General features: G+C 72.3%; 22 protein-coding genes. 8 read left to right on the top strand and 14 right to left on the bottom strand.

Annotated features, from left to right (window positions below; translation table 11 throughout):
* Positions 1–13 precede the first annotated feature (13 nt).
* The 5 genes from IEJ02_RS25660 (at position 14) to IEJ02_RS25640 (ending at position 4,608) form a co-directional block, all read left to right on the top strand.
* Positions 14–1,252 carry a Mur ligase family protein gene (locus IEJ02_RS25660; protein ID WP_191067030.1) on the top strand — a complete coding sequence of 413 codons (1,239 nt, stop codon included), beginning with the start codon at positions 14–16 and terminating at the stop codon, positions 1,250–1,252.
* Between the two features lie 22 nt (positions 1,253–1,274).
* Positions 1,275–2,012, top strand: coding sequence for a type 1 glutamine amidotransferase (locus IEJ02_RS25655; RefSeq protein WP_137981255.1), 738 nt, complete (start codon positions 1,275–1,277; stop codon positions 2,010–2,012).
* 177 nt (positions 2,013–2,189) lie between these two features.
* A complete protein-coding gene (locus tag IEJ02_RS25650; RefSeq protein ID WP_191067029.1) occupies positions 2,190–3,215 on the top strand; it encodes a 6-phosphofructokinase in 1,026 nt (341 codons plus the stop codon).
* Positions 3,216–3,333: 118 nt separating this feature from the next.
* On the top strand, positions 3,334–4,284 hold the full coding sequence (locus IEJ02_RS25645) for a cytochrome c oxidase assembly protein (protein ID WP_191067028.1): 951 nt from the start codon (positions 3,334–3,336) through the stop codon (positions 4,282–4,284).
* A gap of 168 nt (positions 4,285–4,452) precedes the next feature.
* Complete coding sequence (locus tag IEJ02_RS25640; RefSeq protein ID WP_167442820.1) at positions 4,453–4,608, top strand: hypothetical protein; 156 nt, start codon at positions 4,453–4,455, stop codon at positions 4,606–4,608.
* Positions 4,609–4,619: 11 nt separating this feature from the next.
* Here the strand turns inward: IEJ02_RS25640 and IEJ02_RS25635 are convergent, their stop codons facing one another.
* Genes IEJ02_RS25635 through IEJ02_RS25615 form a run of 5 tightly spaced genes read right to left on the bottom strand, consistent with a single transcriptional unit; the run spans position 4,620 to position 9,056 of the window.
* A complete protein-coding gene (locus tag IEJ02_RS25635; RefSeq protein WP_191067027.1) occupies positions 4,620–6,098 on the bottom strand; it encodes a cytochrome P450 in 1,479 nt (492 codons plus the stop codon).
* The gene (locus tag IEJ02_RS25630) at positions 6,095–6,718 is read right to left on the bottom strand and encodes a GTP-binding protein (RefSeq protein WP_191067026.1); all 624 of its coding nucleotides are present in this window, start codon (positions 6,716–6,718) and stop codon (positions 6,095–6,097) included. The genes IEJ02_RS25635 and IEJ02_RS25630 overlap by 4 nt, the downstream gene beginning before the upstream one ends.
* Positions 6,699–7,061, bottom strand: coding sequence for a DUF742 domain-containing protein (locus IEJ02_RS25625; RefSeq protein ID WP_137981250.1), 363 nt, complete (start codon positions 7,059–7,061; stop codon positions 6,699–6,701). Before IEJ02_RS25625 ends, IEJ02_RS25630 begins: the two co-directional genes overlap by 20 nt.
* Positions 7,058–7,477, bottom strand: coding sequence for a roadblock/LC7 domain-containing protein (locus IEJ02_RS25620; protein WP_037959972.1), 420 nt, complete (start codon positions 7,475–7,477; stop codon positions 7,058–7,060). Before IEJ02_RS25620 ends, IEJ02_RS25625 begins: the two co-directional genes overlap by 4 nt.
* A complete protein-coding gene (locus IEJ02_RS25615) occupies positions 7,470–9,056 on the bottom strand; it encodes a sensor histidine kinase (protein WP_191067025.1) in 1,587 nt (528 codons plus the stop codon). Before IEJ02_RS25615 ends, IEJ02_RS25620 begins: the two co-directional genes overlap by 8 nt.
* A gap of 265 nt (positions 9,057–9,321) precedes the next feature.
* On the opposite strand from IEJ02_RS25615, the gene IEJ02_RS25610 reads away from it, so the two are divergent.
* Positions 9,322–10,383 carry an NAD-dependent epimerase/dehydratase family protein gene (locus IEJ02_RS25610; protein ID WP_191067024.1) on the top strand — a complete coding sequence of 354 codons (1,062 nt, stop codon included), beginning with the start codon at positions 9,322–9,324 and terminating at the stop codon, positions 10,381–10,383.
* 72 nt (positions 10,384–10,455) lie between these two features.
* On the opposite strand, the gene IEJ02_RS25605 is transcribed toward IEJ02_RS25610, so the two are convergent.
* The 8 genes from IEJ02_RS25605 to IEJ02_RS25570 form a co-directional block, all read right to left on the bottom strand.
* Positions 10,456–12,099 carry an alpha/beta hydrolase gene (locus IEJ02_RS25605; RefSeq protein ID WP_191067023.1) on the bottom strand — a complete coding sequence of 548 codons (1,644 nt, stop codon included), beginning with the start codon at positions 12,097–12,099 and terminating at the stop codon, positions 10,456–10,458.
* A gap of 127 nt (positions 12,100–12,226) precedes the next feature.
* Positions 12,227–13,072 carry an urease accessory protein UreD gene (locus IEJ02_RS25600; RefSeq protein WP_191067088.1) on the bottom strand — a complete coding sequence of 282 codons (846 nt, stop codon included), beginning with the start codon at positions 13,070–13,072 and terminating at the stop codon, positions 12,227–12,229.
* Between the two features lie 239 nt (positions 13,073–13,311).
* Positions 13,312–14,007 (bottom strand): urease accessory protein UreG, encoded by a 696-nt coding sequence (gene ureG, locus IEJ02_RS25595; protein ID WP_191067022.1) that lies wholly within the window; start codon positions 14,005–14,007, stop codon positions 13,312–13,314.
* A gap of 51 nt (positions 14,008–14,058) precedes the next feature.
* The gene (locus IEJ02_RS25590) at positions 14,059–14,772 is read right to left on the bottom strand and encodes an urease accessory protein UreF (RefSeq protein WP_370467130.1); all 714 of its coding nucleotides are present in this window, start codon (positions 14,770–14,772) and stop codon (positions 14,059–14,061) included.
* A gap of 557 nt (positions 14,773–15,329) precedes the next feature.
* Positions 15,330–17,054 carry an urease subunit alpha gene (locus tag IEJ02_RS25585; RefSeq protein ID WP_191067021.1) on the bottom strand — a complete coding sequence of 575 codons (1,725 nt, stop codon included), beginning with the start codon at positions 17,052–17,054 and terminating at the stop codon, positions 15,330–15,332.
* Positions 17,044–17,229, bottom strand: a complete 186-nt coding sequence (locus tag IEJ02_RS25580; protein ID WP_191067020.1) for a phosphotransferase — start codon at positions 17,227–17,229, stop codon at positions 17,044–17,046. Before IEJ02_RS25580 ends, IEJ02_RS25585 begins: the two co-directional genes overlap by 11 nt.
* Positions 17,226–17,531, bottom strand: a complete 306-nt coding sequence (locus IEJ02_RS25575) for an urease subunit beta (RefSeq protein ID WP_191067019.1) — start codon at positions 17,529–17,531, stop codon at positions 17,226–17,228. The genes IEJ02_RS25580 and IEJ02_RS25575 overlap by 4 nt, the downstream gene beginning before the upstream one ends.
* Before the next feature lie 13 nt (positions 17,532–17,544).
* A complete protein-coding gene (locus tag IEJ02_RS25570; RefSeq protein ID WP_137981243.1) occupies positions 17,545–17,847 on the bottom strand; it encodes an urease subunit gamma in 303 nt (100 codons plus the stop codon).
* 403 nt (positions 17,848–18,250) lie between these two features.
* On the opposite strand from IEJ02_RS25570, the gene IEJ02_RS25565 reads away from it, so the two are divergent.
* Positions 18,251–19,204, top strand: coding sequence for a M28 family metallopeptidase (locus IEJ02_RS25565; RefSeq protein WP_137981242.1), 954 nt, complete (start codon positions 18,251–18,253; stop codon positions 19,202–19,204).
* A 48-nt stretch (positions 19,205–19,252) separates the two neighbouring features.
* Here IEJ02_RS25565 and IEJ02_RS25560 read toward each other — a convergent pair whose 3' ends face one another.
* Positions 19,253–19,555 (bottom strand): type II toxin-antitoxin system Phd/YefM family antitoxin, encoded by a 303-nt coding sequence (locus IEJ02_RS25560; RefSeq protein WP_191067018.1) that lies wholly within the window; start codon positions 19,553–19,555, stop codon positions 19,253–19,255.
* A gap of 84 nt (positions 19,556–19,639) precedes the next feature.
* On the opposite strand from IEJ02_RS25560, the gene IEJ02_RS25555 reads away from it, so the two are divergent.
* A complete protein-coding gene (locus IEJ02_RS25555) occupies positions 19,640–20,275 on the top strand; it encodes an ATP-dependent Clp protease proteolytic subunit (protein ID WP_191067017.1) in 636 nt (211 codons plus the stop codon).
* Position 20,276: the final 1 nt, after the last annotated feature.

The following is a 20,276-nucleotide window of genomic DNA, read 5'->3' as shown; positions in this document are numbered from 1 at the left end:
GATCGAGAAGACGATGGCAGGCAACTCGGAGCCGCTGTCACCGCGGGCCAAGCTGGCCGTGACGGCGGGCAAGGCCGCGGCCGCGGTGTCGCGGGCCGCGGGCCGCGGCAGTGGATCGGTGATCGGCGGCAAGGTGGCCCTGCGGCTCGACCCCGATCTGCTGGGCAGGCTGGCGCAGCACCTGGACGTCATCCTGGTGTCGGCGACCAATGGCAAGACCACGACCACCCGGCTCATCGCCGAGGCGCTGCGGGCGGCCGGCCCGGTCGTCTCCAACGCGCTGGGCGCCAATATGCCGGCCGGTATCACCTCGGCCCTGGCGGGCGGCTCCGATGCCCGCTACGGCGTCATCGAGGTCGACGAGAAGTACCTCGCCGGTGTGGCGCGCGACACCGAGCCCAAGGCCATCGCGCTCCTCAACCTCTCCCGTGACCAGCTCGACCGCGCCGCCGAGACCCGGATGCTCGCCGAGAAGTGGCGCGAGGGCCTGACCGGCAGCAAGGCGGTCGTGATCGCCAACGCCGACGACCCGCTGATCGTCTGGGCCGCCTCCTCCAGCCCCAATGTGGTGTGGGTCGCGGCCGGGCAGGAGTGGAAGGACGACGCCTGGTCCTGCCCGTCCTGCGGCGGTGTGCTCCAGCGCCCGGGCGACGACTGGGTCTGCGGGGAGTGCGGCTTCCGCCGCCCGGTCCCCAGCTGGGCGCTGAACGGCGACTACGTCCTCGACCCGCACGGCGCCGCCTGGCCCATCCAGCTCCAGCTCCCCGGCCGTGCCAACAAGGCCAACGCGGCCACCTCGGCCGCCGTCGCCGCCACCTTCGGGGTGCCCCCGCAGGTCGCACTGGAGCGGATGTACCAGGTCCAGGCCGTGGCCGGCCGGTATGACGTGGTCACCTTCCAGGAGCGCCAGCTGCGGCTGCTGCTGGCGAAGAACCCGGCCGGCTGGCTGGAGACCTTCTCGCTGATCGACCCGCCGCCCACCCCGGTGATCCTCTCGGTGAACGCGCGCGGCGCCGACGGCACCGACACCTCCTGGCTGTGGGACGTGGACTACACCCGGCTCGCCGGGCACCCGATCTGCGTGATCGGCGACCGCAAGCTGGACCTCGCGGTGCGCCTGGAGGTCGCCGGGCTGGACTTCCGGGTCTGCGCGGACGTGGACGAGGCGGTGCGGATCTCCCCACCCGGCCGCATCGAGGTGATCGCCAACTACACCGCGTTCCAGGACCTGCGCCGCCGGGTCGGCAACTGACCCCCGTACGAGAGGCACGAAGATGCGTAGCACGAGCCAGAACGGCCTGCGTCTGGTGTGGGTCTACCCCGACCTGCTGAGCACGTACGGCGACCAGGGCAACGTCCTGGTGGTGGAGCGCCGGGCGCGGCAGCGCGGGCTGGAGGTCTCCCGCCTGGACGTCCGCTCCGACCAGCAGATCCCTACCTCCGGGGACATCTATCTGATCGGCGGCGGCGAGGACCGGCCGCAGCGGCTGGCCGCCGAGCGGCTGATGCGGGACGGCGGGCTGAGCCGGGCGGTCGCCAACGGGGCGATCGTCTTCTCGGTGTGCGCCGGGTACCAGATCCTCGGCCATGAGTTCATCAACGACCTCGGGCAGCGGCAGCAGGGCCTGGGCCTGCTGGACGTGGTCAGCACCCGCGGCGAGGGCGCCCGCTGCGTCGGGGACGTGCTGGCCGACATCGACGAGCGGCTGGCACTGCCCCCGCTGACCGGCTTCGAGAACCATCAGGGCGTCACCCACCTGGGCCCGACCGCCCGCCCCTTCGCCCGGGTCCGGTTCGGCAACGGCAACGGCACCGGGGACGGCTTCGAGGGCGCGTACAGCGACACCGTCTTCGGGACGTACATGCACGGCCCGGTGATGGCCCGCAACCCGCACATCGCGGACCACCTGCTGAAGCTGGCCCTCGATGTGAACGCGCTGCCGCCGGTCAACGACCAGTGGTACGAGGCGCTGCGCAACGAGCGGATCGCCGCGGCGACCCAGCCCGCCTGAGCCGCGCCCCGCTCGCTCGAGCGCAGCTCAGACGCCGTTCGAGCGCGGAGTGACCGCATGGCGGACATCGGGCCGCAGGCCGCGCCCCCGCCGCCCGCCCGCTTGTAGGGTGGCGGGGTCCCGCCGGACGACGCGGTCCGGCCGTTGGCTCCCATCCCAGACAGAGGTATGCGTGCCATGCGCATTGGTGTGCTCACGTCCGGCGGCGACTGCCCCGGCCTGAACGCGGTCATCAGGTCAGTCGTCCACCGCGCCACCGTCGACCACGGCGATGAGGTGATCGGCTTCCAGGACGGCTGGAAGGGCCTGCTGGAGTGCGACTACCGCAAGCTGGACCTGGACGCCGTGAGCGGCATCCTGTCCCTCGGCGGCACCATCCTCGGCTCCACCCGGGTGCGCCCCGAGCATCTGCGGGACGGTGTCGAGCGGGCCAAGGGGCATGTGGCGGAGCTCGGCCTGGACGCGGTCATCCCCATCGGCGGGGAGGGCACGCTGAAGGCCGCGCGGCTGCTCTCGGACGCCGGACTGCCGATCGTCGGCGTGCCGAAGACCATCGACAACGACATCGCCTCGACCGATGTGACCTTCGGCTTCGACACCGCGGTCGGGGTCGCCACCGAGGCCCTGGACCGGCTCAAGACCACCGCGGAGTCCCATCAGCGGGTGCTGATCGTCGAGGTCATGGGGCGGCACACGGGCTGGATCGCGCTGCACTCGGGCATGGCCGCGGGCGCCCACGCCATCGTCGTCCCGGAGCGCCCGTTCGACATCGAGGAGCTGGCCAGGACCGTCGGGGCGCGGTTCGAGGCGGGCAAGAAGTTCGCGATCGTGGTGGTGGCGGAGGGCGCCAAGCCGCGCGAGGGCACGATGGACTACGAGGCCGGCGGCAAGGACGTCTACGGCCACGAGCGCTTCGCGGGCATCGCCCGCCATCTCTCCGTGGAGCTCGAGCGGCGGCTCGGCAAGGAGGCGCGGGCGGTCATCCTGGGCCATGTGCAGCGCGGTGGCACCCCGACGGCGTACGACAGGGTGCTGGCCACCCGCTTCGGCTGGCACGCGGTCGAGGCGGCCCACCGCGGCGAATTCGGCACGATCACGGCGCTGCGCGGCACGGACATCACCCTGGTGCCGCTCGCGGCGGCCGTGCAGCGGCTGAAGACGGTCCCCGCCGAGCGGTACGCCGAGGCCGAGTGCGTACTGTAGGGACGACACAAACCGGTTCATGCCGACTCCAACCGCGGCCATCACTTGCGCAACCCTTACGGCGAGCAACCAGGTCCGCGAGAGCGGCGCCGGTTTAGGCGCACAAAGGGGAGAGCTGATGGATCACGGCGGGCACGGCATGATGATGGATCTGCCGCCGTTCACGCTGTCGCGCGGGCTGGAGTTCGGCGGCGATCCGTTCTTCCTGGTCGGCTGTCTGCTGGCGCTCGGTCTTTACGGCTGGGGCGTCGCGCGGCTGCGGCGGCGCGGCGACGCCTGGCCGGTCGGGCGCGTGGTCTCCTTCGTGCTCGGGGTGCTGACCATCGCGGTCGCGATGTGCACCAAGCTGAACGACTACGGCATGGTCATGTTCAGCGTCCATATGGTGCAGCACATGATCATCAGCATGGTCTCGCCGATCCTGCTGCTGCTGGGCGCGCCGGTCACGCTGACCCTGCGGGCCCTCCCGGCGGCCGGGCGCGGCCGCAAGGGGCCCCGGGAGCTGCTGGTCGCGCTGTTGCACAGCCGCTATATGCGGATCATCACCCACCCGGCGTTCACCATCCCGCTGTTCATCGCGAGCCTGTACGCGCTGTACTTCACCCCGCTCTTCGACTTCCTGATGGAGAGCAAGGCCGGGCACATCGCGATGATGGTCCACTTCCTCGCGGTGGGCCTGGTCTTCTTCTGGCCGATCATGGGCGTGGACCCGGGCCCGCACCGGCCCGGCTATGTGATGCGGATGCTGGAGCTGTTCTCGGGCATGCCGTTCCACGCGTTCTTCGGCATCGCGCTGATGATGGCGTCCGAGCCCATGGTCGGCGCGTACAAGCATCCGCCCGCCTCGCTGGGCATCGACGCGCTGTCGGACCAGACCTGGGCGGGCGGTATCGCCTGGGCGTTCAGCGAGATCCCGTCGGTGATCGTGCTGGTGGCGCTGGTCTACCAGTGGTACAAGTCCGAGCAGCGCCAGGCGCGGCGCATCGACCGCACCGCGGACCGGGACGGCGACCAGGAGCTCGCGGCGTACAACGCGTATCTGGCCTCGCTCCAGTCCCGGAGCCAGTGAGGGTTCGCCGGGTCTCGCCGCCCGCGGCGGGCCACGCGGCGGAACTGCATGAAGACCCGCCGGACGGCCCGTAGCGGCCGGGGCCCGGGCCGCGAGACCATGGACCCGGGCCCTGGGTGGCCCGGGTCCTGGCGAAGGGGCGTCGGGACCGCCGTGAGGAGGTCGGGGATGCCCGGTTCCGCGAAGGCGATGACGATGGCCACGGTGGGGGGTCTGGTGCTGGTGACGGCCTACACCGTGGCGCTGGGGAGCAACGGCTGGCTCTGGTTCAGCTGGGTGGTGCTCGGACTGCTGACCGTGGGGGTCGTGGTGGCCCGGGGCTGATCGGCTGATCGCTACCGAGCGGATCCCGAGGGCCTGCCCACCAGCCACCGCCATAACGCCGCCCACCACGGGACGCGCTCGGGGACCGCCGCCTCGGGCCCCTCGGTGCCGGACCGGACCGGTGGCGTGGCCGCCTGCTCCTCGGGCCCCGACGGCACCCGCTGCCGAGGGGGCAACAGGGACTCGACGGGGAGGTCCATGATGTCCGGCTCGGGGCGCCGGGGCATGAACTCCACCGGCAGCTCCACGAGATGGCGGGAGATCCAGGACGAGAGCCAGGTCAGCTCGGTCTCGTCCACGGCCAGCCGCAGATCGGGCAGGCGCAGCAGCAGGGTGTCGATGGCGGTGTCCGTGATGGCGCGGCCGATGTCCTGCCCCGGGCATTCATGGGGGCCGCCGCTGAAGGCGAGATGGGACCGGTTGCCGTACATGGGCGCGGCGATGTCGGGGCGGATGGCCGGGTCGACGTTCCCGGCGGCCAGCCCCAGCAGCAGCATGTCCCCGGCCTTGATCCGCTGACCGCCCAGCTCGGTGTCCCCGGTGGCCCAGCGGCCGGGGACGACCGTGAGCGGGGGCTCGTTCCACAGCACGTGCTCGATGGCGTCCGGCAGCGTCATATGGCCACCGGCCAGGGACGCGCGGAAGCGCGGGTCGGTGAGGACCATGCGCAGCGTGTTGGCCATCAGATTGGTGGTGGTCTCGTTGCCGGTGAGCAGCACCAGCCGCAGATGCTGGACCACCTCCTCCTCGGTGAGGCCGGAGGGGTGGGCCAGCAGCCAGGAGGCCAGGTCCTCGCCGGGTTCGGCGCGCCTGCGGTCCACCAGGCCCTTGAGGGTGTCGGTGACGTACGCGTCGCTGCGCAGGGCCGTCTCGGTGCCCTTCATCAGGTCCCGGGTGGCCTCGACCAGCCGTGGGCCGTACTCGTCGGGCATGCCCAGCAGTTGGGTGAGGACGAGCATGGGCAGCTGCTGGGCGAAGGCGGTGACCATTTCCGCGCCTCCGTCGGCGCAGAAGTCGTTCACCAGCTGGTGGGTGAAGCGGGTGACATGGCGGCGGATCCCGCGGCGGTCGAAGCGCCCCATGGACTCGGTGAGCGCGGCCCGCAGCCGCTCGTGCTCGTCGCCGTCGGCGAAGGTGCACATGGGCTGCCAGCCGACCACCGGCAGCAGGGGCGAGTCGGTGCCGATCCGGCCGTCCTTCCAGGCGTGCCAGTGGCGGGAGTCGCGGGAGAACCGGGAGGGGGTGCGGGAGACCTCCAGGTTCTCGCGGTAGCCCAGCAGCAGCCAGGCCGGTATGTCACCGTCGAGCACGATCGGGGCCACCGGGCCGTGCTCGGCGCGCAGCCGCTCGTACAGCCCCATCGGGTCCTTCTCGTTCTCGGGCCCGAGGAGGTCCACCAGACCGCCGTCGGAGAGCGCGGGGTGGACGGGGCACCGGGTGGGCGGCAGGTCGGCGGGCCCGGTGCCGGGGTCGTCGGGGTGAGGAGTCACGGTGTCTCCGGGGTCACGGTGTGGAGGGCTTGCAGATGGCGCACGAGGGCGAGGAGGGTGTCGCGGCTGGAGGCCCGGTCGCGGGCATCGCAGTCGATCATCGGTACGGAGTCGGGCAGGTCCATGGCCGCGCGCAGCTCCGCCATGGGGTGGACGGGGGCCTCGGGGAACGCGTTGACCGCGACCACGAAGGGCACCCCGCGCTCCTCGAGCCGCCCGACCGCGTCGAAGCTGACCTCCAGGCGGCGGGTGTCGATCAGGACGACGGCGCCCAGGGCGCCCTCGAAGAGCCCGTTCCACAGGAACCAGAACCGCTCCTGGCCGGGGGTGCCGAACAGATAGAGCACCAGCCGTTCGTTGAGGCTGATCCGGCCGAAGTCCATCGCGACAGTGGTCTCGGTCTTGCGCTCGATCCCTGCGATGTCGTCGACGCCGACCCCGGCCTGGGTCATGGTCTCCTCGGTGGTCAGCGGGCGGATCTCGCTCACCGAGCCGACCATGGTGGTCTTGCCGACGCCGAAGCCGCCGACGATCACCACCTTGACGGCGGCGGCCGCGGAGGCCGGGAGGGTGTCCTCGCTGCGCGGTCCGGCGATTCCCTCAGAGGTTCTGTAGTCCATGCATCACCGCCTGCAGCAGTTCGGGGTCGGGCAGCACGGCGGCCGGGACCGGCGCCCTGGCCTCCACCCGGTCGTCCCGCAGCAGCCCCGTGAGGAGCACGGTGACGGTGGAGACGGGCAGGACCAGATACGCGGAGATCTCGGCCACCGAGAGCGGGAACTGGCACATCCTCAGCACGGCCGCGGCCTCGGGGGCCATCCCCGGCTCCGGTTCGGCGCGCGCCACGATCAGGCTGACGAGCTCGACGGGCCGGTGCCGGGGTTCCTGCGGGGCGCGGCCGCGGCTCACGGTGTAGAGCCGCTCCGGGCCGCCCTCGTCCCACGGCTTGCCGGGCTCGCTCATGTCACGCGTCCGTCGACCCGCGGCGGGCTGCTGAGGTGCTCCCCGAGCCGGGCGACGAGATCTCTCATGCACTGGCCCATCAGCCCGGCGTCCACGCTGTCCTCGGCGAGCACCGCCAGATATGAGCTGGTGCCGGCCGCCATCAGATAGAAGAACCCGCCGTCGACCTCGATGACGACCAGCCGCATCCGCCCGTCCCCCTCGGGGAATTCGGCGGCGATCGCGCCGGAGAGGCTCTGCAGCCCGGCGCAGGCGGCGGCCAGGCGGTCGGCGGTGTCCTTGTCCGTGCCGACCTGGGCCATGCACAGGCCGTCCGAGGACAGCAGGACCACGTGCCGGGTCTCCGGAACGCTCGACGCCAGGTCCCGGAGCATCCAGTCCATGTTGAACCGCGGTTGCGTCACTTGCCTACTCATCCTTGTCCGACGTGTTCGGGGTGCTTGGGCTGTCCGGGGCGGTGGAGGATTCCCGGGGGTCCGGCGCGTCCAGGGCGGCGCCCGGCGCGTCCGTGGCGGCGTCCGCCCCCGGGATCGGCTCCCCGTTGAGCCCCTTGGTGAAGGCGTCCAGCCAGATCCCCGGCTGTACGGGCCGGCGGGCCGGTTCGCGGGGCGGGGCGGGCGCCGCCGGGGGCGCGGAGTCGACGCGGAGGGCCGGGGCGACCATGGGCATCCGGCGGCGGCGCTGCGGGAGTCCGGCGCCGTTCTGCCGGAAACCGGGGCCGGGGCGGCCCTGCGCCACCGGGCCGGTGCGGGTGGGCGACGGCAGCGGGGTGGCCCGCTTGATGGGCTTGGGCGGGGGCAGTTTGGCCGCGCGGGCGATCGCGCCGCCGGGCGCGGGGGTGGGGCAGATGATGTCCTGCGGTACGACCAGCACCGCGCGCACCCCGCCGTACGCCGAGGGCCGCAGCGAGACCTGGAACCGGTACCTCACGGCGAGCCTGCCGACCACGGCCAGGCCGAGCCGCGGTGTCTCGCCCAGGTCGTTGAGGTCGAATCCGGTGGCCGCCTGGAGCAGCACCGCGTCGGTGCGCCTGCGCGCCTCCTCCGACAGGCCCACCCCGGCGTCCTCGATCTCGATCGCGACCCCGGACTGGACCTCGATCGCGGTCAGGTGCACCCGGGTCTTGGGCGGCGAGTAGCGGGTGGCGTTGTCCAGCAGTTCGGCGAGGGCGTGGATCAGCGGCTCCACCGAGGGGCCGACGATGGCGACGTCCGCCACCGAGTGCAGATCCACCCGCTCGTACTCGAGGATGCGGGACATGGCGCCGCGGCAGACGTTGAACAGCGGCACCTCCTTCTGCCACTGGCGGCCCGGGTGGGAGCCGCCCAGAACCGCGATGGAGTCCGCCAGCCGGCCGATGAGGGCATTGCCGTGGTCCAGGTGGAGCAGATCCTCGAAGACGTCCGGGTCGGCGCCGTGCTTGTCCTCCATCTCCCGCATGTCCATGGCCTGTTGGTGGACGATGGCCTGCACCCGGCGGGCGATGTTGACGAACGCCCGCTGGGCCGCGTCCCTCAGGTCCTCCTCGGTCCGCACGGTGTCCAGCACCCACCGCAGCAGTTGCTCGTGGGCGGCGTCGAAGTCCGGATCGAGACGGGGTGCGTAGTCGACGTCCTTCATCGCCTCGTGCACCATGGCGCCGCGCCGCAGCCGGGCCACCGTCTCGGGGAGCACCTCCCGGGTCAGCCGCCGGATCGCCGCCTCCTGGTCGGCCAGGCGCCGCCGCGACTCGGCGTCCTGGGCGGTGAGCCGGGTGCGCAGCGTGGCGATCAGCCGGCCGCGGCGCATCGCCTCGGCGGCCGCGAGGGCCACCGCGAGCGTCGCCGCCATGCCGCACCAGGCGACCGTGGCCCGCGCCCCGGCCGGGACCACGGCGACGGCCAGCGCCGCGCAGAACGCCATCGCGGCGGGAGGGATGACCCATACGAGCGTGGAGGCGGGCCTTCGGCCTCCCGGTGAGGTGCCGCCTCCGGATGAGGTGCCGGCGAAAACCATGGGCATCCTTAAAAACAGCGAAGAGAAAATGAGTGCGAAAACGCGGGCGATGAACCAGCCCGTCATGGGCCCTGGAGCTTAGCGGTTTCACCGTCGCATGAATCGAAGATGCTTTTTTCTTCGAAATGCATCACGGTGAATTCAAAGAGCGCGAAAAAGCGATCATCTGCACTCACCCTTTGACCGTGAATGATCGGCCGAGGGCGAATCTGCTCATAGCGAAGGAGCCTGGGCAGCGTGGCACCCGGACCCCTAGCGTCCCGGCATGAGCACTGGGAGCGCATGTGTGATCGGGGCGACGGGGCAGATCGGGCGGGCGGCGGTGCGCGCGCTCGCCGAGGAGGGATGGCGGGTGCGCGCCGCCTCGCGCGGCGCGGGCCGCGACGCGAGCTGGCCCGCGTCGGTGGAGAGCGTGGCCGTGGACCGGGACGACGACGCCGCGGTGGCCGCGCTGATCGGCGACGGCTGCGATGTGGTGCTGGACTGCGTCGCCTACGGCCGGGCGCACGCACGGCAGTTGCTGGGGCTCGCCGACCGGATCGGATCGGCGGTGGTGATCTCCACCGGAGCGGTGTACGAGGACGACCAGGGCCGGGGCTTCGGCACCCAGGACCGGCCGGACGGCGCCCCGCGGTATCCGGTGCCGGTCCCCGAGTCCCAGCGGACCGTCCCGCCCGGCGACCGCTACGGCAGCCGGAAGGTGGCACTGGAGCGGGAGCTGCTGGCCGCCGGCGACCGGCTGCCGACGACCCTGCTGCGCGCCGGGGCGATCCACGGCCCGCACTGCCGCACCCCCCGTGAGCTGTACTTCGTCAAACGGGCGCTGGACGGGCGGCCGGTGCGGATCCTGGCGTACGGCGGCCGCAGCCGGTTCCATCCGGTGCATGTCGACAACATCGCGGAGCTGGTGCGGCTGGCCGCCCACCGGCCCGGCTCCCGGGTGCTCAACGCGGGCGATCCGCAGGCCCCGACGGTGGCCGACATCGCCGCCGCCGTGGACGCGGTGCTGGGGGTGCGCGGCGAGCTGGTGCTGGTCGACGGGGAGCCGCCGCATCCGCATGTCGGCAGCACGCCCTGGAGCCTGGCCCACCCCCTCGTCTACGACATGTCCGCCGCCGAACGGGAGTTGGGCTACCGCCCGGTGACCGGCTATGCGGAATCGCTGCCGGCGACCGTCGCCTGGCTGGCGGACCGGCTGGCGGCCGCCCCGGACTGGCGTACGGCCTTCCCCGACATGGCCGCCGCCTACGACCCGATGACCGATCTGTTCGACTACGCGGCCGAGGACGCGTGGCTGCGGGGCGGCGGGAATTCCCCAGCGTCCTGATCACTTCGGGGAAACAGCGCCGGGCCCGTGCGGGGAAACGCACGGGCCCGGCCCATCACCGCGTACCGCCGGCTACTTGACGACGGCGGCCGCCTCCTTGGCGGCCTTGGCCGCCTTCGCGGACGCGCCCGACTTCGCGGGCACCGGCGTGGCGTGCGGGGCGCAGGTCACGTCCTTGGCGTCCACCGTGCCCTTGAGCAGGTAGGCGTCCACCCGGTCGTTGACACACGGGTTGACCAGGCCGGTGACTCCGTGCGAACCGGCGTCCCTCTCGGTCACCAGGCGCGAGCCCGCCAGCCGCTTGTGCAGCTCCACCGCGCCCTCGTACGGGGTCGCGGCGTCACGGGTGCTCTGCACGATCAGCGTCTTGGGCAGCCCCTTGGCGGCCCCCACCTCCAGCGGGGTCCGCTGCTTGGCTCCCCAGGTGGCGCACGGCAGGTTCATCCAGGCGTTGGACCAGGTCAGGAAGGGGTAGTCGCGGTGGAGCCGGGTGTTGTCCCGGTCCCACTTCGCCCAGCTGGTCGGCCACTTGGCGTCGGCGCACTCGACGGCGGTGTAGACGGCGTTGCCGTTCTCCGAGGCGATGTTGCCCGCGGTGTCGGACATGTCCGGGCCCGCGGCCTCGACCAGCGCCTTCTCATCCCCGCCGAGGTAGTCGCTCCACACCTGGGCGACGGTGGCCCACGACGAGTCGTAGTACGGAGCGCTCTGGAAGAACCCGAGCAGCTCGGCCGGGCCCACGACCCCGCCGATGGGGCTCTTCTTGGCGGCCGCGCGCAGCTTCTCCCACTGCTTCTGGACTGCTCCCGGGGTGTCGCCGATGTGGTAGGCGGCGTCGTTCTTCGCGACCCACGCCTTCCAGTCGTTCCAGCGGGTCTCGAAGGCCACGTCCTGGTCCAGGTTGGCCTGGTACCAGATCTTCTCCCGCGAGGGGTTCACCACGCTGTCCACGATCAGCCGGCGCACATGGGTCGGGAAGAGCGTCGCGTAGACCCCACCGATGTACGTTCCGTAGGACACGCCCAGGTAGTTGAGCTTCTTGTCGCCGAGCGCGGCCCGGATGACGTCGATGTCCCGGGCGGTGTTGGGCGTCGTCATGTGCGGCAGCATCCAGCCGCTGCGCTCCTCGCACCCTGCGGCGTACTCGCGGGCCAGCTTGCGCTGGACGCGCTTGTCCGCCTCGCTGTCGGGCACCGGGTCCAACTTCGGTGCCTTGACGTACTCCTGGGGATCCACGCAGGAGATGGCCGTGGAGTGGCCCACCCCGCGCGGGTCGAAGCCGACGAAGTCGTACGCCTTCGACACCTTCGTCCACAGCGGGTTCTTGTTGGTGACCCGGGTCGGGAAGCGCAGCCCGGAGCCGCCGGGGCCACCCGGGTTGTAGATCAGCGAGCCCTGCCGCTCGGAGGCGGAGCCGGTGTTGCCGATCCGGTCCACCGCGAGCTTGATGGTGCGGCCGTTCGGCTTGGCATAGTCGAGCGGCACGGTGACATAGCCGCACTGGATGGGCTTGGCCAGCCCCCAGTCGGCCGGGCAGTCCGTCCAGTCGATGCCCTTCTTCGCGGCCTCGGCCGCGGCCACCGCCACGCCTCGGGCCTCGGCGGCCCCGCCGGGCGTCCGCTCCGATGCCCCGGCCGTGGGGGCGGCCAGCGCACCGGTTATCAGCGCACCGGCGATCACACCGCCGGTCGCGCCGAAGAGTGCTGTGCGTCTCACGTAGTCATCCCCCTGCTTTGTTGCGCCGCCAGGAGCGGCGATGATCACAGAGTGTCAGGGGGATTCTTCTGTCTTGCTTACCGCCGAGTACAGGGCAAACCGCCGTTTCTTTATCAAGACGTGAACATCAGCCCACGGCGGCGATCGCCGCGTCGAGGGCCCGGCGGAGGTGGAGGGCGTCCGGGGCCACGGCGGTGGCGAGGGCGGCGGGGCCGGTCAGCGGCGTGAGGACGGCGGTCTCGGCGAGGCGGCGGGGGGCGAGGGGCCGAGCGTCATAGGACGGATCGACCACGAGCAGCTGGCCCACCGCCCGATGGCCGCCGAGGACCGCGCCGCCGTCCCAGCCGGGGGCGCCGGGGCCGTGGGCGAGCTCCTGGTCGAGGAGCGGGCGCCCGGCGCGGTGGACGGTGAGGCGGCTGGTCAGATGGCCCGGGGGCTCGCCGGTCCGGCCCAGGATCTGCTCCTCGCGGAGCACCAGGCGGGCGGTGGGGGCGAGTTCGACCCGGGTGGTCATCAGCAGTTGGCTGCCGCGGGCGGAGATCAGGGGCTCGGGCAGCCAGTGCAGGCTCCCGCCGTCGGCGACGGTCAGCCGGATCTCGTAGTGCGCGGGCCCAGCCGCCCGCCCGGGCAGGGCGATGGTGGCCGCGGCGGAACCAATGCGCAGCCGGGCACCCGGCCCGACGGTCGCCTCGAGGGTGATCCGATCGCCGCCGAGGGGCGCGCTCATGGCCCCGACCACGGTGACACACGCCTCCCCACCCCCGCCCCGGGTCCGCCGCAGCGCGAGCGGCCCGTCCCCGGCGAGCACGGGCAACGCGGTGCCCCCGCGCCCGTCCGCCTCGGCGACGAGACGGGCGGTGGCCCGTACGCCGGTGCCGGGGGTGTTGGGTGCGGGTGGGGTGCCCGCCGCGCCTGAGGCGCTCGTCGTACCCGAGGCACACGCCGCAGCTGAGGTGTCCGCCCCACCCGAGATGCCCGCCGCACCCGAGGCGCTCGTCGTACCCGAGGCACACGCCGCAGCTGAGGTGTCCGCCCCACCCGAGATGCCCGCCGCACCCGAAGTGCCCGAGCCCCGCCGCGTGTCCGCGGCGTCCCGCTCCGGGGCGCGCCCGGGCATCCGCGGGGCGGGGTGCGGCGATGCACTACTCGTCCCGGCCGGACCGCCCGCCGGCGGCCGCTCCGGCCCGGCCGTGGTGGCGTCCCGGGCGGGCGTCATGCCGGGGCCGCCGTCCAGGCGGCCAGGCGGGCGCGGACCCAGTCGGCGATGGGGCGTACGCCGTCCTCGGCGACCAGGGAGGTGAAGGCGACGGGTAGTTCACCGCGCTGGGCCTCGGCGTCGCGGGCCATGCGCGCCAGGTCCGAGCCGACGTAGGGGGCCAGGTCGGTCTTGTTGACCACGAGCAGATCGGCGGTGGTCACGCCGGGGCCGCCCTTGCGGGGGATGTCGTCGCCGCCCGCGACGTCGATGACGAACACCTGCGCGTCGACCAGGCCCTTGGAGAAGGTCGCGGTGAGGTTGTCGCCGCCGGACTCGACCAGGATCAGATCGAGCGGGCCCACGGCCTCCTCCAGTTCCTCGACCGCCTCCAGGTTGGCCGAGATGTCGTCGCGGATCGCGGTGTGCGGGCAGGCGCCGGTCTCCACGGCGGTGATGCGCTCGGGCGGCAGTACGGCGTTGCGCAGCAGGAACTCGGCGTCCTCGCGGGTGTAGATGTCATTGGTGACCACGGCGAGGGAGAGCTGGTCGCGCAGCGCCCGGCACAGCGCGGCGACGGTCGCGGTCTTGCCCGAACCCACCGGTCCGCCGAGGCCGATGCGCAGCGCGCGGCGGGTGCCGTCGGGGCGGTGGGGGCCGGTGGCGCCGTAGGTGTGGCGCGGGGGGTAGGTGTCCGCGTGGTCGAGATGCATGAGACGGCTCCGAAATTCCAACAGGGGTGGGCGGGGGCGGCGCGGGCCCGGTTACGAGGCGAAGAGGCGTACGGACCAGGTGGCGTGCTGTTCGGCGGCGATGTCGAGCAGCGGCGCGGAGGCGGCGGGCAGCGCGCCCGGGCCCTCGTCGAGGGCCCGCCGCGCCGCGTCGGCGGCCCGCGCCGCGACCTGGTCCAGCTCGGGGGCGAGGCGGGCGAGGACGGCGGTGGCGTCGAAGGGATCGAGACTCAGCAGCCGTACGGCGGCAGTCGCGGGCCCGCTCACCGCCTCGTACCCGGCGGCGTACGCGGCGTCCGGCGGGCCCAGCGCGGCGGCGCGCGCGGTGAGTCCGAGCACCACGGGCTGATGCGCCCCGCGCGGCCGGGCGGCGGCCAGGGCGTCCAGTTCGGGCGAGGGCCAGGTGGCGCGGGCGGCGCGCATCAGCTGGCGCCCGAGCCGCCGGGCGGTGGCCCGCAGCGCGGGGCTGGGGGTACGGGCGTCCGCGGCGTCGTCCAGCGCGAGCGGATCGAGCCCGGCGGCGGCCGCGGCGGCGAGCCCGGCCGCGGTGAGCCCAGCGGTGTGCAACCGGCCCCGGCAGAACGCCTCCAGGGAGGCCGCGTCATGGATCCGACCCGCCGCGACGGCGGCCTCGGCCCCGCCGGAATGCGCATGGCCTCCGGCCGGAAACCGCCCATCGGCGAGCACGAGCAACGCACCGATCCCACCGGGGGCTCCGCCCCCGGGCCCCCGTTGCGAGGCCCCCACCGCACGCCCTACAGCCACGTCCTCCGCCCCTGAACGAGCCCGACCTGGTCCGCCCGATGACGGCGTACCGGGGTGGGCGGGAACGTCGGCCCCGCCAGGGCCATCGCCCCGGACCCCGCCGGAGGGCACCTCTTCCGCCCCCGAACGGGCCAAAGCCGACCCACCCGGCGACGGCGCACCCGGGACCCGGGGAACGAGAGCGGCGACCCCACCAGGGCCGTCACCCCGGACCCCGCCGGAGGGCACCTCTTCCGCCCCCGAACGGGCCAAAGCCGACCCACCCGGCGACGGCGCACCCGGGGCCCGGGGAACGAGAGCGGCGCCCCCACCAGGGCCGTCACCCCGGACCCCGCCAGAAGCTCCGCCCCCGGGCGACCGTTCGCGGACCCGGTCCGGTACGTCCGCTGACGAGGCACCGGGGGTGCAGGGGGCGGAGCCCCTTGGTTGAGGGAAGGGGCGGGGTGGGGAAAGGCCCACCGGCAGGCCACCCGCGGCCGGACCATGGGCGTCCCCAGGAGTGGGCGGGGTCTCGTTCGTGGGCATGATGGCCGGTCCGGTCAGAAGAGGAAGTACCGCTGGGCCATGGGAAGTTCCGTCGCCGGAGCCGGTTCCACGGGCTCGCCGTCGATCGTCACGGTGAACGTATCGGGGTCGACCTCGACCCGCGGCAGGGCGTCGTTCTCCCGCATGTCCGCCTTGGTGACCCCCCGCGTGCCGCGGATCGCGGCGAACCGCTTGCGGAGGTCCAGCCGGTCCACCAGGCCGTCGTCCAACGCGGCCTGGGTCACGAAGTTGACCGAGCCCGCGGCCGCCGCGCGGCCGAGCGCGCCGAACATGGGGCGCGGCAGCACCGGCTGCGGGGTCGGGATGGAGGCGTTGGCGTCGCCCATCTGCGCGTACGCGATCTGGCCGCCCTTGATCACCAGCTGCGGTTTGACGCCGAAGAACGCGGGGTCCCACAGCACCAGGTCGGCCAGCTTCCCGGGCTCCACCGAGCCGATCTCACCGTCGAGGCCCTGGGCCACCGCCGGGTTGATGGTGTATTTGGCGACATAGCGACGCGCCCGGTGGTTGTCGGCGCGGCCATCCCCGGCCAACGCCCCGCGCCGTCGCTTCATCACATGCGCGGTCTGCCAGGTGCGCAGCACCACCTCGCCGATCCGCCCCATGGCCTGGGAGTCCGAGGAGATGATCGAGATCGCGCCGAGGTCGTGCAGCACATCCTCGGCGGCGATGGTGCTGGGCCGGATGCGGGATTCGGCGAAGGCGAGGTCCTCGGGGACGGCCGGGTTGAGGTGGTGGCAGACCATCAGCATGTCGAGGTGCTCCTCGACGGTGTTGACGGTGTGCGGGCGGGTCGGATTGGTGGAGCTGGGCAGGACGTTCGGCTGGGAGACCACGGTGATGATGTCGGGTGCGTGCCCGCCGCCCGCGCCCTCGGTGTGATACGCGTGGAGGGTGCGCCCGGCGATGGCGGCGAGGGTGTCGCCGACGAAGCCCGCCTCGTTGAGGGTGTCGGTGTGGATGGCGAGCTGGGCGCCGCTCTCCTCGCAGACGCCGAGGCAGGCGTCGATGGCGGCGGGGGTCGCCCCCCAGTCCTCATGGATCTTGAATCCGAGGGCTCCGCCGCGCAGTTGGGACCACATCGCCTCGCGCGAGACGGTGTTGCCCTTGCCGAGCAGCCCGATGTTGACCGGAAACCCCTCCAGCGCCTCGAACATCCGGGCGAGGTGCCAGGGGCCGGGGGTGATGGTGGTGGCCTTGGTGCCCTCGGCGGGTCCGGTGCCGCCGCCGACGAGGGTGGTGATCCCGGAGCAGAGCGCCTGGTCGACGAGGGTCGGGGAGATGAAGTGGACATGGGCGTCGATGGCGCCCGCGGTGAGGATCCTGCCGTTGCCCGCGATGACCTCGGTCTCGGGCCCGATGACGAGGTCGGGGTGGACGCCGTCCATGGTGTCGGGGTTCCCGGCCTTGCCGATCCCGGTGATACGGCCGTCTCGTAGGCCGATATCCGCCTTGACGACGCCCCAGTGGTCGAGCACGACGGCGCCGGTGATCACCGTGTCGGGGGCGCCCTCGGCGCGGGTGGCGCGGGACTGGCCCATGGATTCGCGGATCACCTTGCCGCCGCCGAAGACCGCCTCGTCGCCGGCCCGGCCGGGCCCACCGGCGCGGTCCTCCTCGATCTCGATGAAGAGGTCGGTGTCGGCGAGCCGGATACGGTCCCCGGTGGTGGGGCCGAAGAGATCGGCGTACGCCGCACGGTTCAGCTCAGCGGTCATGCCGCACCTTTCCGTTCGTCTCTCCGCCCGCGAGGCGACAGCGCACCCCGTCGTCCATGTGCTGCCCGGCGGCCGCGATGTCCCGCCCGCCGGTTTCTATGTCCCGCCCGGCGGCCTCGATGTGCCACCCGCCGGTCTCGATGTGCCACCCGGCGGCCTCGCGTGCGACGCTCACAACCGTCCTCCCGTCTCCCCGCGCAGCCCCGGCACGATCCGCTCCCCCGCGATCGGGATCAGGGCGACCTCCACGGGGATGCCCGGTTCGAAGCGCACGGCGGTGCCCGCGGCGATGTTCAGCCGCTTGCCGCGAGCGGCGGCGCGGTCGAAGTCGAGGCCGGGGTTGGCCTCGGCGAAGTGGTAGTGGGAGCCGACCTGGACGGGCCGGTCGGCGGCGTTGAGCACGGTGAGACGGGTGACGGGCCGCCCCTCGTTGAGGGGCACCGGCTCATCGGCGTACAGGATCTCTCCGGGGATCATGGGCAGGCCCCTGTCAGGCGATCGGCTGATGGACGGTGACCAGCTTGGTGCCGTCGGGGAAGGTGGCCTCGACCTGCACGTCCTGGAGCATCTCGGGTACGCCCTCCATCACCTCGTCGCGGCTGAGCACCCGGCGGCCGGAGGCCATCAGCTCGGCGACGCCGCGGCCGTCGCGGGCGCCCTCCAGGATGTGGGCGGTGATCAGCGCCGTCGCCTCGGGGTGGTTGAGGAGCACGCCCCGGGCCCGTCGCTTCTCGGCCACGTCGGCGGCCACATGGATGAGCAGGCGTTCCTGCTCATGCGGGGTCAAGTGCACGCTTCCCACCTCATTCTCGCCCTCATCCCGCGGAAGCCCTGATATCCCACGGAAGCCCTGATATTCCGCGGAAGTCCCGATCCGGCGGAAACCACCCGCTCCGCACGGTCCGGTGCGACGCGCGTCCGGCCTTCGCAGGCTAGTTCCGCGGCATTTCGGCGGCGTTAACTGAGCCATTGACCATGCAACCCTGATCAATCAGATCGACGCTGGTCAAGACGGTCTCATAGGCCACCGTCACGTCTTCGCGCCCCCCTCGGCCACCGTCCGACATCCGCTCGGCGGACCCGTACGTCCGGCTATCGCACTTGACGGCCCCACCGCACAGCCCCGATTCTCATCACCGCAACACCATGATTCACCTGCTCCGCTCCAACCCCCCACATCACAACGGAGCCCAACTGTGAAGCGAATAGCGTCAATTCGCCGCGGAAGCCTCGCGGCGGCAACCGGTGCCGCGCTCGCCGCGGCCCTGCTGAGCGGCGCCTCCGGCGCCGAGGCCACCGTCAGCGCCAAGGCCGCCGCCCCCGACGTGGACGTCGCGGCCGTCAAGGCCGATCTGGGCGAGCTGCAGTCCATCGCGGACGCCAACGGCGGCAACCGCGCCCATGGCGAGCCCGGCTACCAGAAGTCCCTGGACTTCATCAAGGGCAAGCTGGACGAGGCCGGATTCACCACCTCGGTCCAGGAGTTCACCTCCGGCGGCAAGAAGGGCTACAACCTCATCGCCGACTGGAAGGGTGGCGCCGACGACAAGGTCGTCATGGCCGGTTCCCATCTCGACTCGGTCGAGGCCGGCCCCGGCATCAACGACAACGGTTCCGGCTCGGCCGCGATCCTCGAGGTCGCGCTGGCCGTGGCCAAGGCCGACCTCCAGCCCGCCAAGCACCTGCGGTTCGCCTGGTGGGGCGACGAGGAGGACGGCATGGTCGGGTCGACGCACTATGTCGACAGCCTGGCGGCCGACGAGCAGTCGAAGATCGACTCCTACCTCAACTTCGACATGCTCGGCTCCCCCAACCCGGGCTACTTCGTCTATGACGACGACCCCGAGCTGGAGAAGGTCTTCAAGGACTGGTACGCGGCGAAGAACATCACGACCGAGCCGGAGACCGAGGGCGACGGCCGCTCGGACCACGCCCCGTTCAAGGACGCGGGCGTGCGGGTCGGCGGTCTGTTCACCGGCGCCGAGGCCACCATGAGCCAGGAGCAGGCCGACCAGTGGGGCGGCAAGGCGGGCGAGGCGTTCGACCCGTGCTACCACTCCGCGTGCGACAAGACGTCGAACATCGACGACAAGGCGCTGGACCTGAACACCGACGCCATCGCCAACGCGATCTGGACGCTCAGCTCCTGACGAGCACCCCCGCACCGGACCGGCGCCGAGCCGGTCCGGCCCCGTCCGTCACTCCTCGCGGCCCGGACGCCGATCCCCGGCGTCCGGGCCGCGGTGTTCCGCCGCGATGCCGAAGCGCCCCCGTTCGCCCGGAGCGGACGAGGTGGGGCGCATCGACGACACGGTGCTGATCACCTGCTCCTCCGCGCCCGTCTCGATCTCCTCGAGTCGCCGCAGGTCCTCAGCGGAGACCAGGGCGACAAGCGGCTTCCCGTGGCGCGTGACGACCACCCTCTCGCCGCCGTACACCACGCGGTTGATCAGCTCCGCGAGCTCTGCACGGGCTTGCGTCACCGGAATCTCGTAAGCCATGCTCCCATCATATCTGGATGTACGTCCTGTACATTTTTTACGGAGCCAACGACACCGCGAACGACGACGCCGAGAGGTGACGCGATGGAACGACCGACCGCGCGCTATGTCCTGCCCGAGTTCACCGAGCGCACCAGTTCGGGGACGCACACCATGGACCCGTACGCCAAGCTGCTCTCCGAGCGCATCGTCTTCCTCGGCACCCCGATCGACGACACCGCCGCCAACGATGTGATCGCGCAGCTGATCCATCTCGAGCACGCCGCGCCCGGTCAGGACATCTCGCTCTACATCAACTCACCGGGCGGCTCGTTCGGGGCCATGACGGCGGTCTACGACACCATGCACTTCGTCTCCTGCGACATCGAGACGGTCTGCCTGGGCCAGGCCGCCTCGGCGGCCGCCGTGCTGCTGGCCGCCGGCACCCCGGGCAAGCGCCTGGCCCTGCCGGGTGCGCGGATCCTCATCCACCAGGCCGCGTTCGGCGAACCGGTCGAGGGCACCGCCTCGGATCTGGAGATCCAGGCCCATGAGCTGTGGCGCACCCAGGCGATGCTCGAGGAGATGCTGGTGCGGCACACCGGCCAGAGCGCCGAGCGGATCCGGGCCGATATCGACCGCGACAAGATCTTCGACGCCGAGGGCGCGATGGCCTACGGGCTGGTGGACGAGGTCACCCGGAGCCGTAAGCGGCCGGGCCCGCCGCCGCGGACGAGGTGAG

Origin of the sequence: Streptomyces sp. 5-10 (genome assembly GCF_014712245.1) — a bacterium.
GTDB lineage: Bacteria > Actinomycetota > Actinomycetes > Streptomycetales > Streptomycetaceae > Streptomyces > Streptomyces violaceusniger.
Note: the sequence above shows the minus strand (reverse complement) of the source record. Positions and strands in the feature narration are given on the sequence as shown.

Excerpts from the sequence above, each read along its gene's own strand:
- IEJ02_RS25660 (WP_191067030.1), top strand. The coding sequence starts at position 14 with ATGGCAGGCAACTCGGAGCCGCTGTCACCGCGGGCCAAGCTGGCCGTG.
- IEJ02_RS25655 (WP_137981255.1), top strand. The coding sequence starts at position 1,275 with ATGCGTAGCACGAGCCAGAACGGCCTGCGTCTGGTGTGGGTCTACCCC.
- IEJ02_RS25650 (WP_191067029.1), top strand. The coding sequence starts at position 2,190 with ATGCGCATTGGTGTGCTCACGTCCGGCGGCGACTGCCCCGGCCTGAAC.
- IEJ02_RS25645 (WP_191067028.1), top strand. The coding sequence starts at position 3,334 with ATGGATCACGGCGGGCACGGCATGATGATGGATCTGCCGCCGTTCACG.
- IEJ02_RS25640 (WP_167442820.1), top strand. The coding sequence starts at position 4,453 with ATGCCCGGTTCCGCGAAGGCGATGACGATGGCCACGGTGGGGGGTCTG.
- IEJ02_RS25630 (WP_191067026.1), bottom strand. The coding sequence starts at position 6,718 with ATGGACTACAGAACCTCTGAGGGAATCGCCGGACCGCGCAGCGAGGAC.
- IEJ02_RS25625 (WP_137981250.1), bottom strand. The coding sequence starts at position 7,061 with ATGAGCGAGCCCGGCAAGCCGTGGGACGAGGGCGGCCCGGAGCGGCTC.
- IEJ02_RS25620 (WP_037959972.1), bottom strand. The coding sequence starts at position 7,477 with ATGAGTAGGCAAGTGACGCAACCGCGGTTCAACATGGACTGGATGCTC.
- IEJ02_RS25615 (WP_191067025.1), bottom strand. The coding sequence starts at position 9,056 with ATGGTTTTCGCCGGCACCTCATCCGGAGGCGGCACCTCACCGGGAGGC.
- IEJ02_RS25610 (WP_191067024.1), top strand. The coding sequence starts at position 9,322 with ATGAGCACTGGGAGCGCATGTGTGATCGGGGCGACGGGGCAGATCGGG.
- ureG (WP_191067022.1), bottom strand. The coding sequence starts at position 14,007 with ATGCATCTCGACCACGCGGACACCTACCCCCCGCGCCACACCTACGGC.
- IEJ02_RS25585 (WP_191067021.1), bottom strand. The coding sequence starts at position 17,054 with ATGACCGCTGAGCTGAACCGTGCGGCGTACGCCGATCTCTTCGGCCCC.
- IEJ02_RS25575 (WP_191067019.1), bottom strand. The coding sequence starts at position 17,531 with ATGATCCCCGGAGAGATCCTGTACGCCGATGAGCCGGTGCCCCTCAAC.
- IEJ02_RS25560 (WP_191067018.1), bottom strand. The coding sequence starts at position 19,555 with ATGGCTTACGAGATTCCGGTGACGCAAGCCCGTGCAGAGCTCGCGGAG.
- IEJ02_RS25555 (WP_191067017.1), top strand. The coding sequence starts at position 19,640 with ATGGAACGACCGACCGCGCGCTATGTCCTGCCCGAGTTCACCGAGCGC.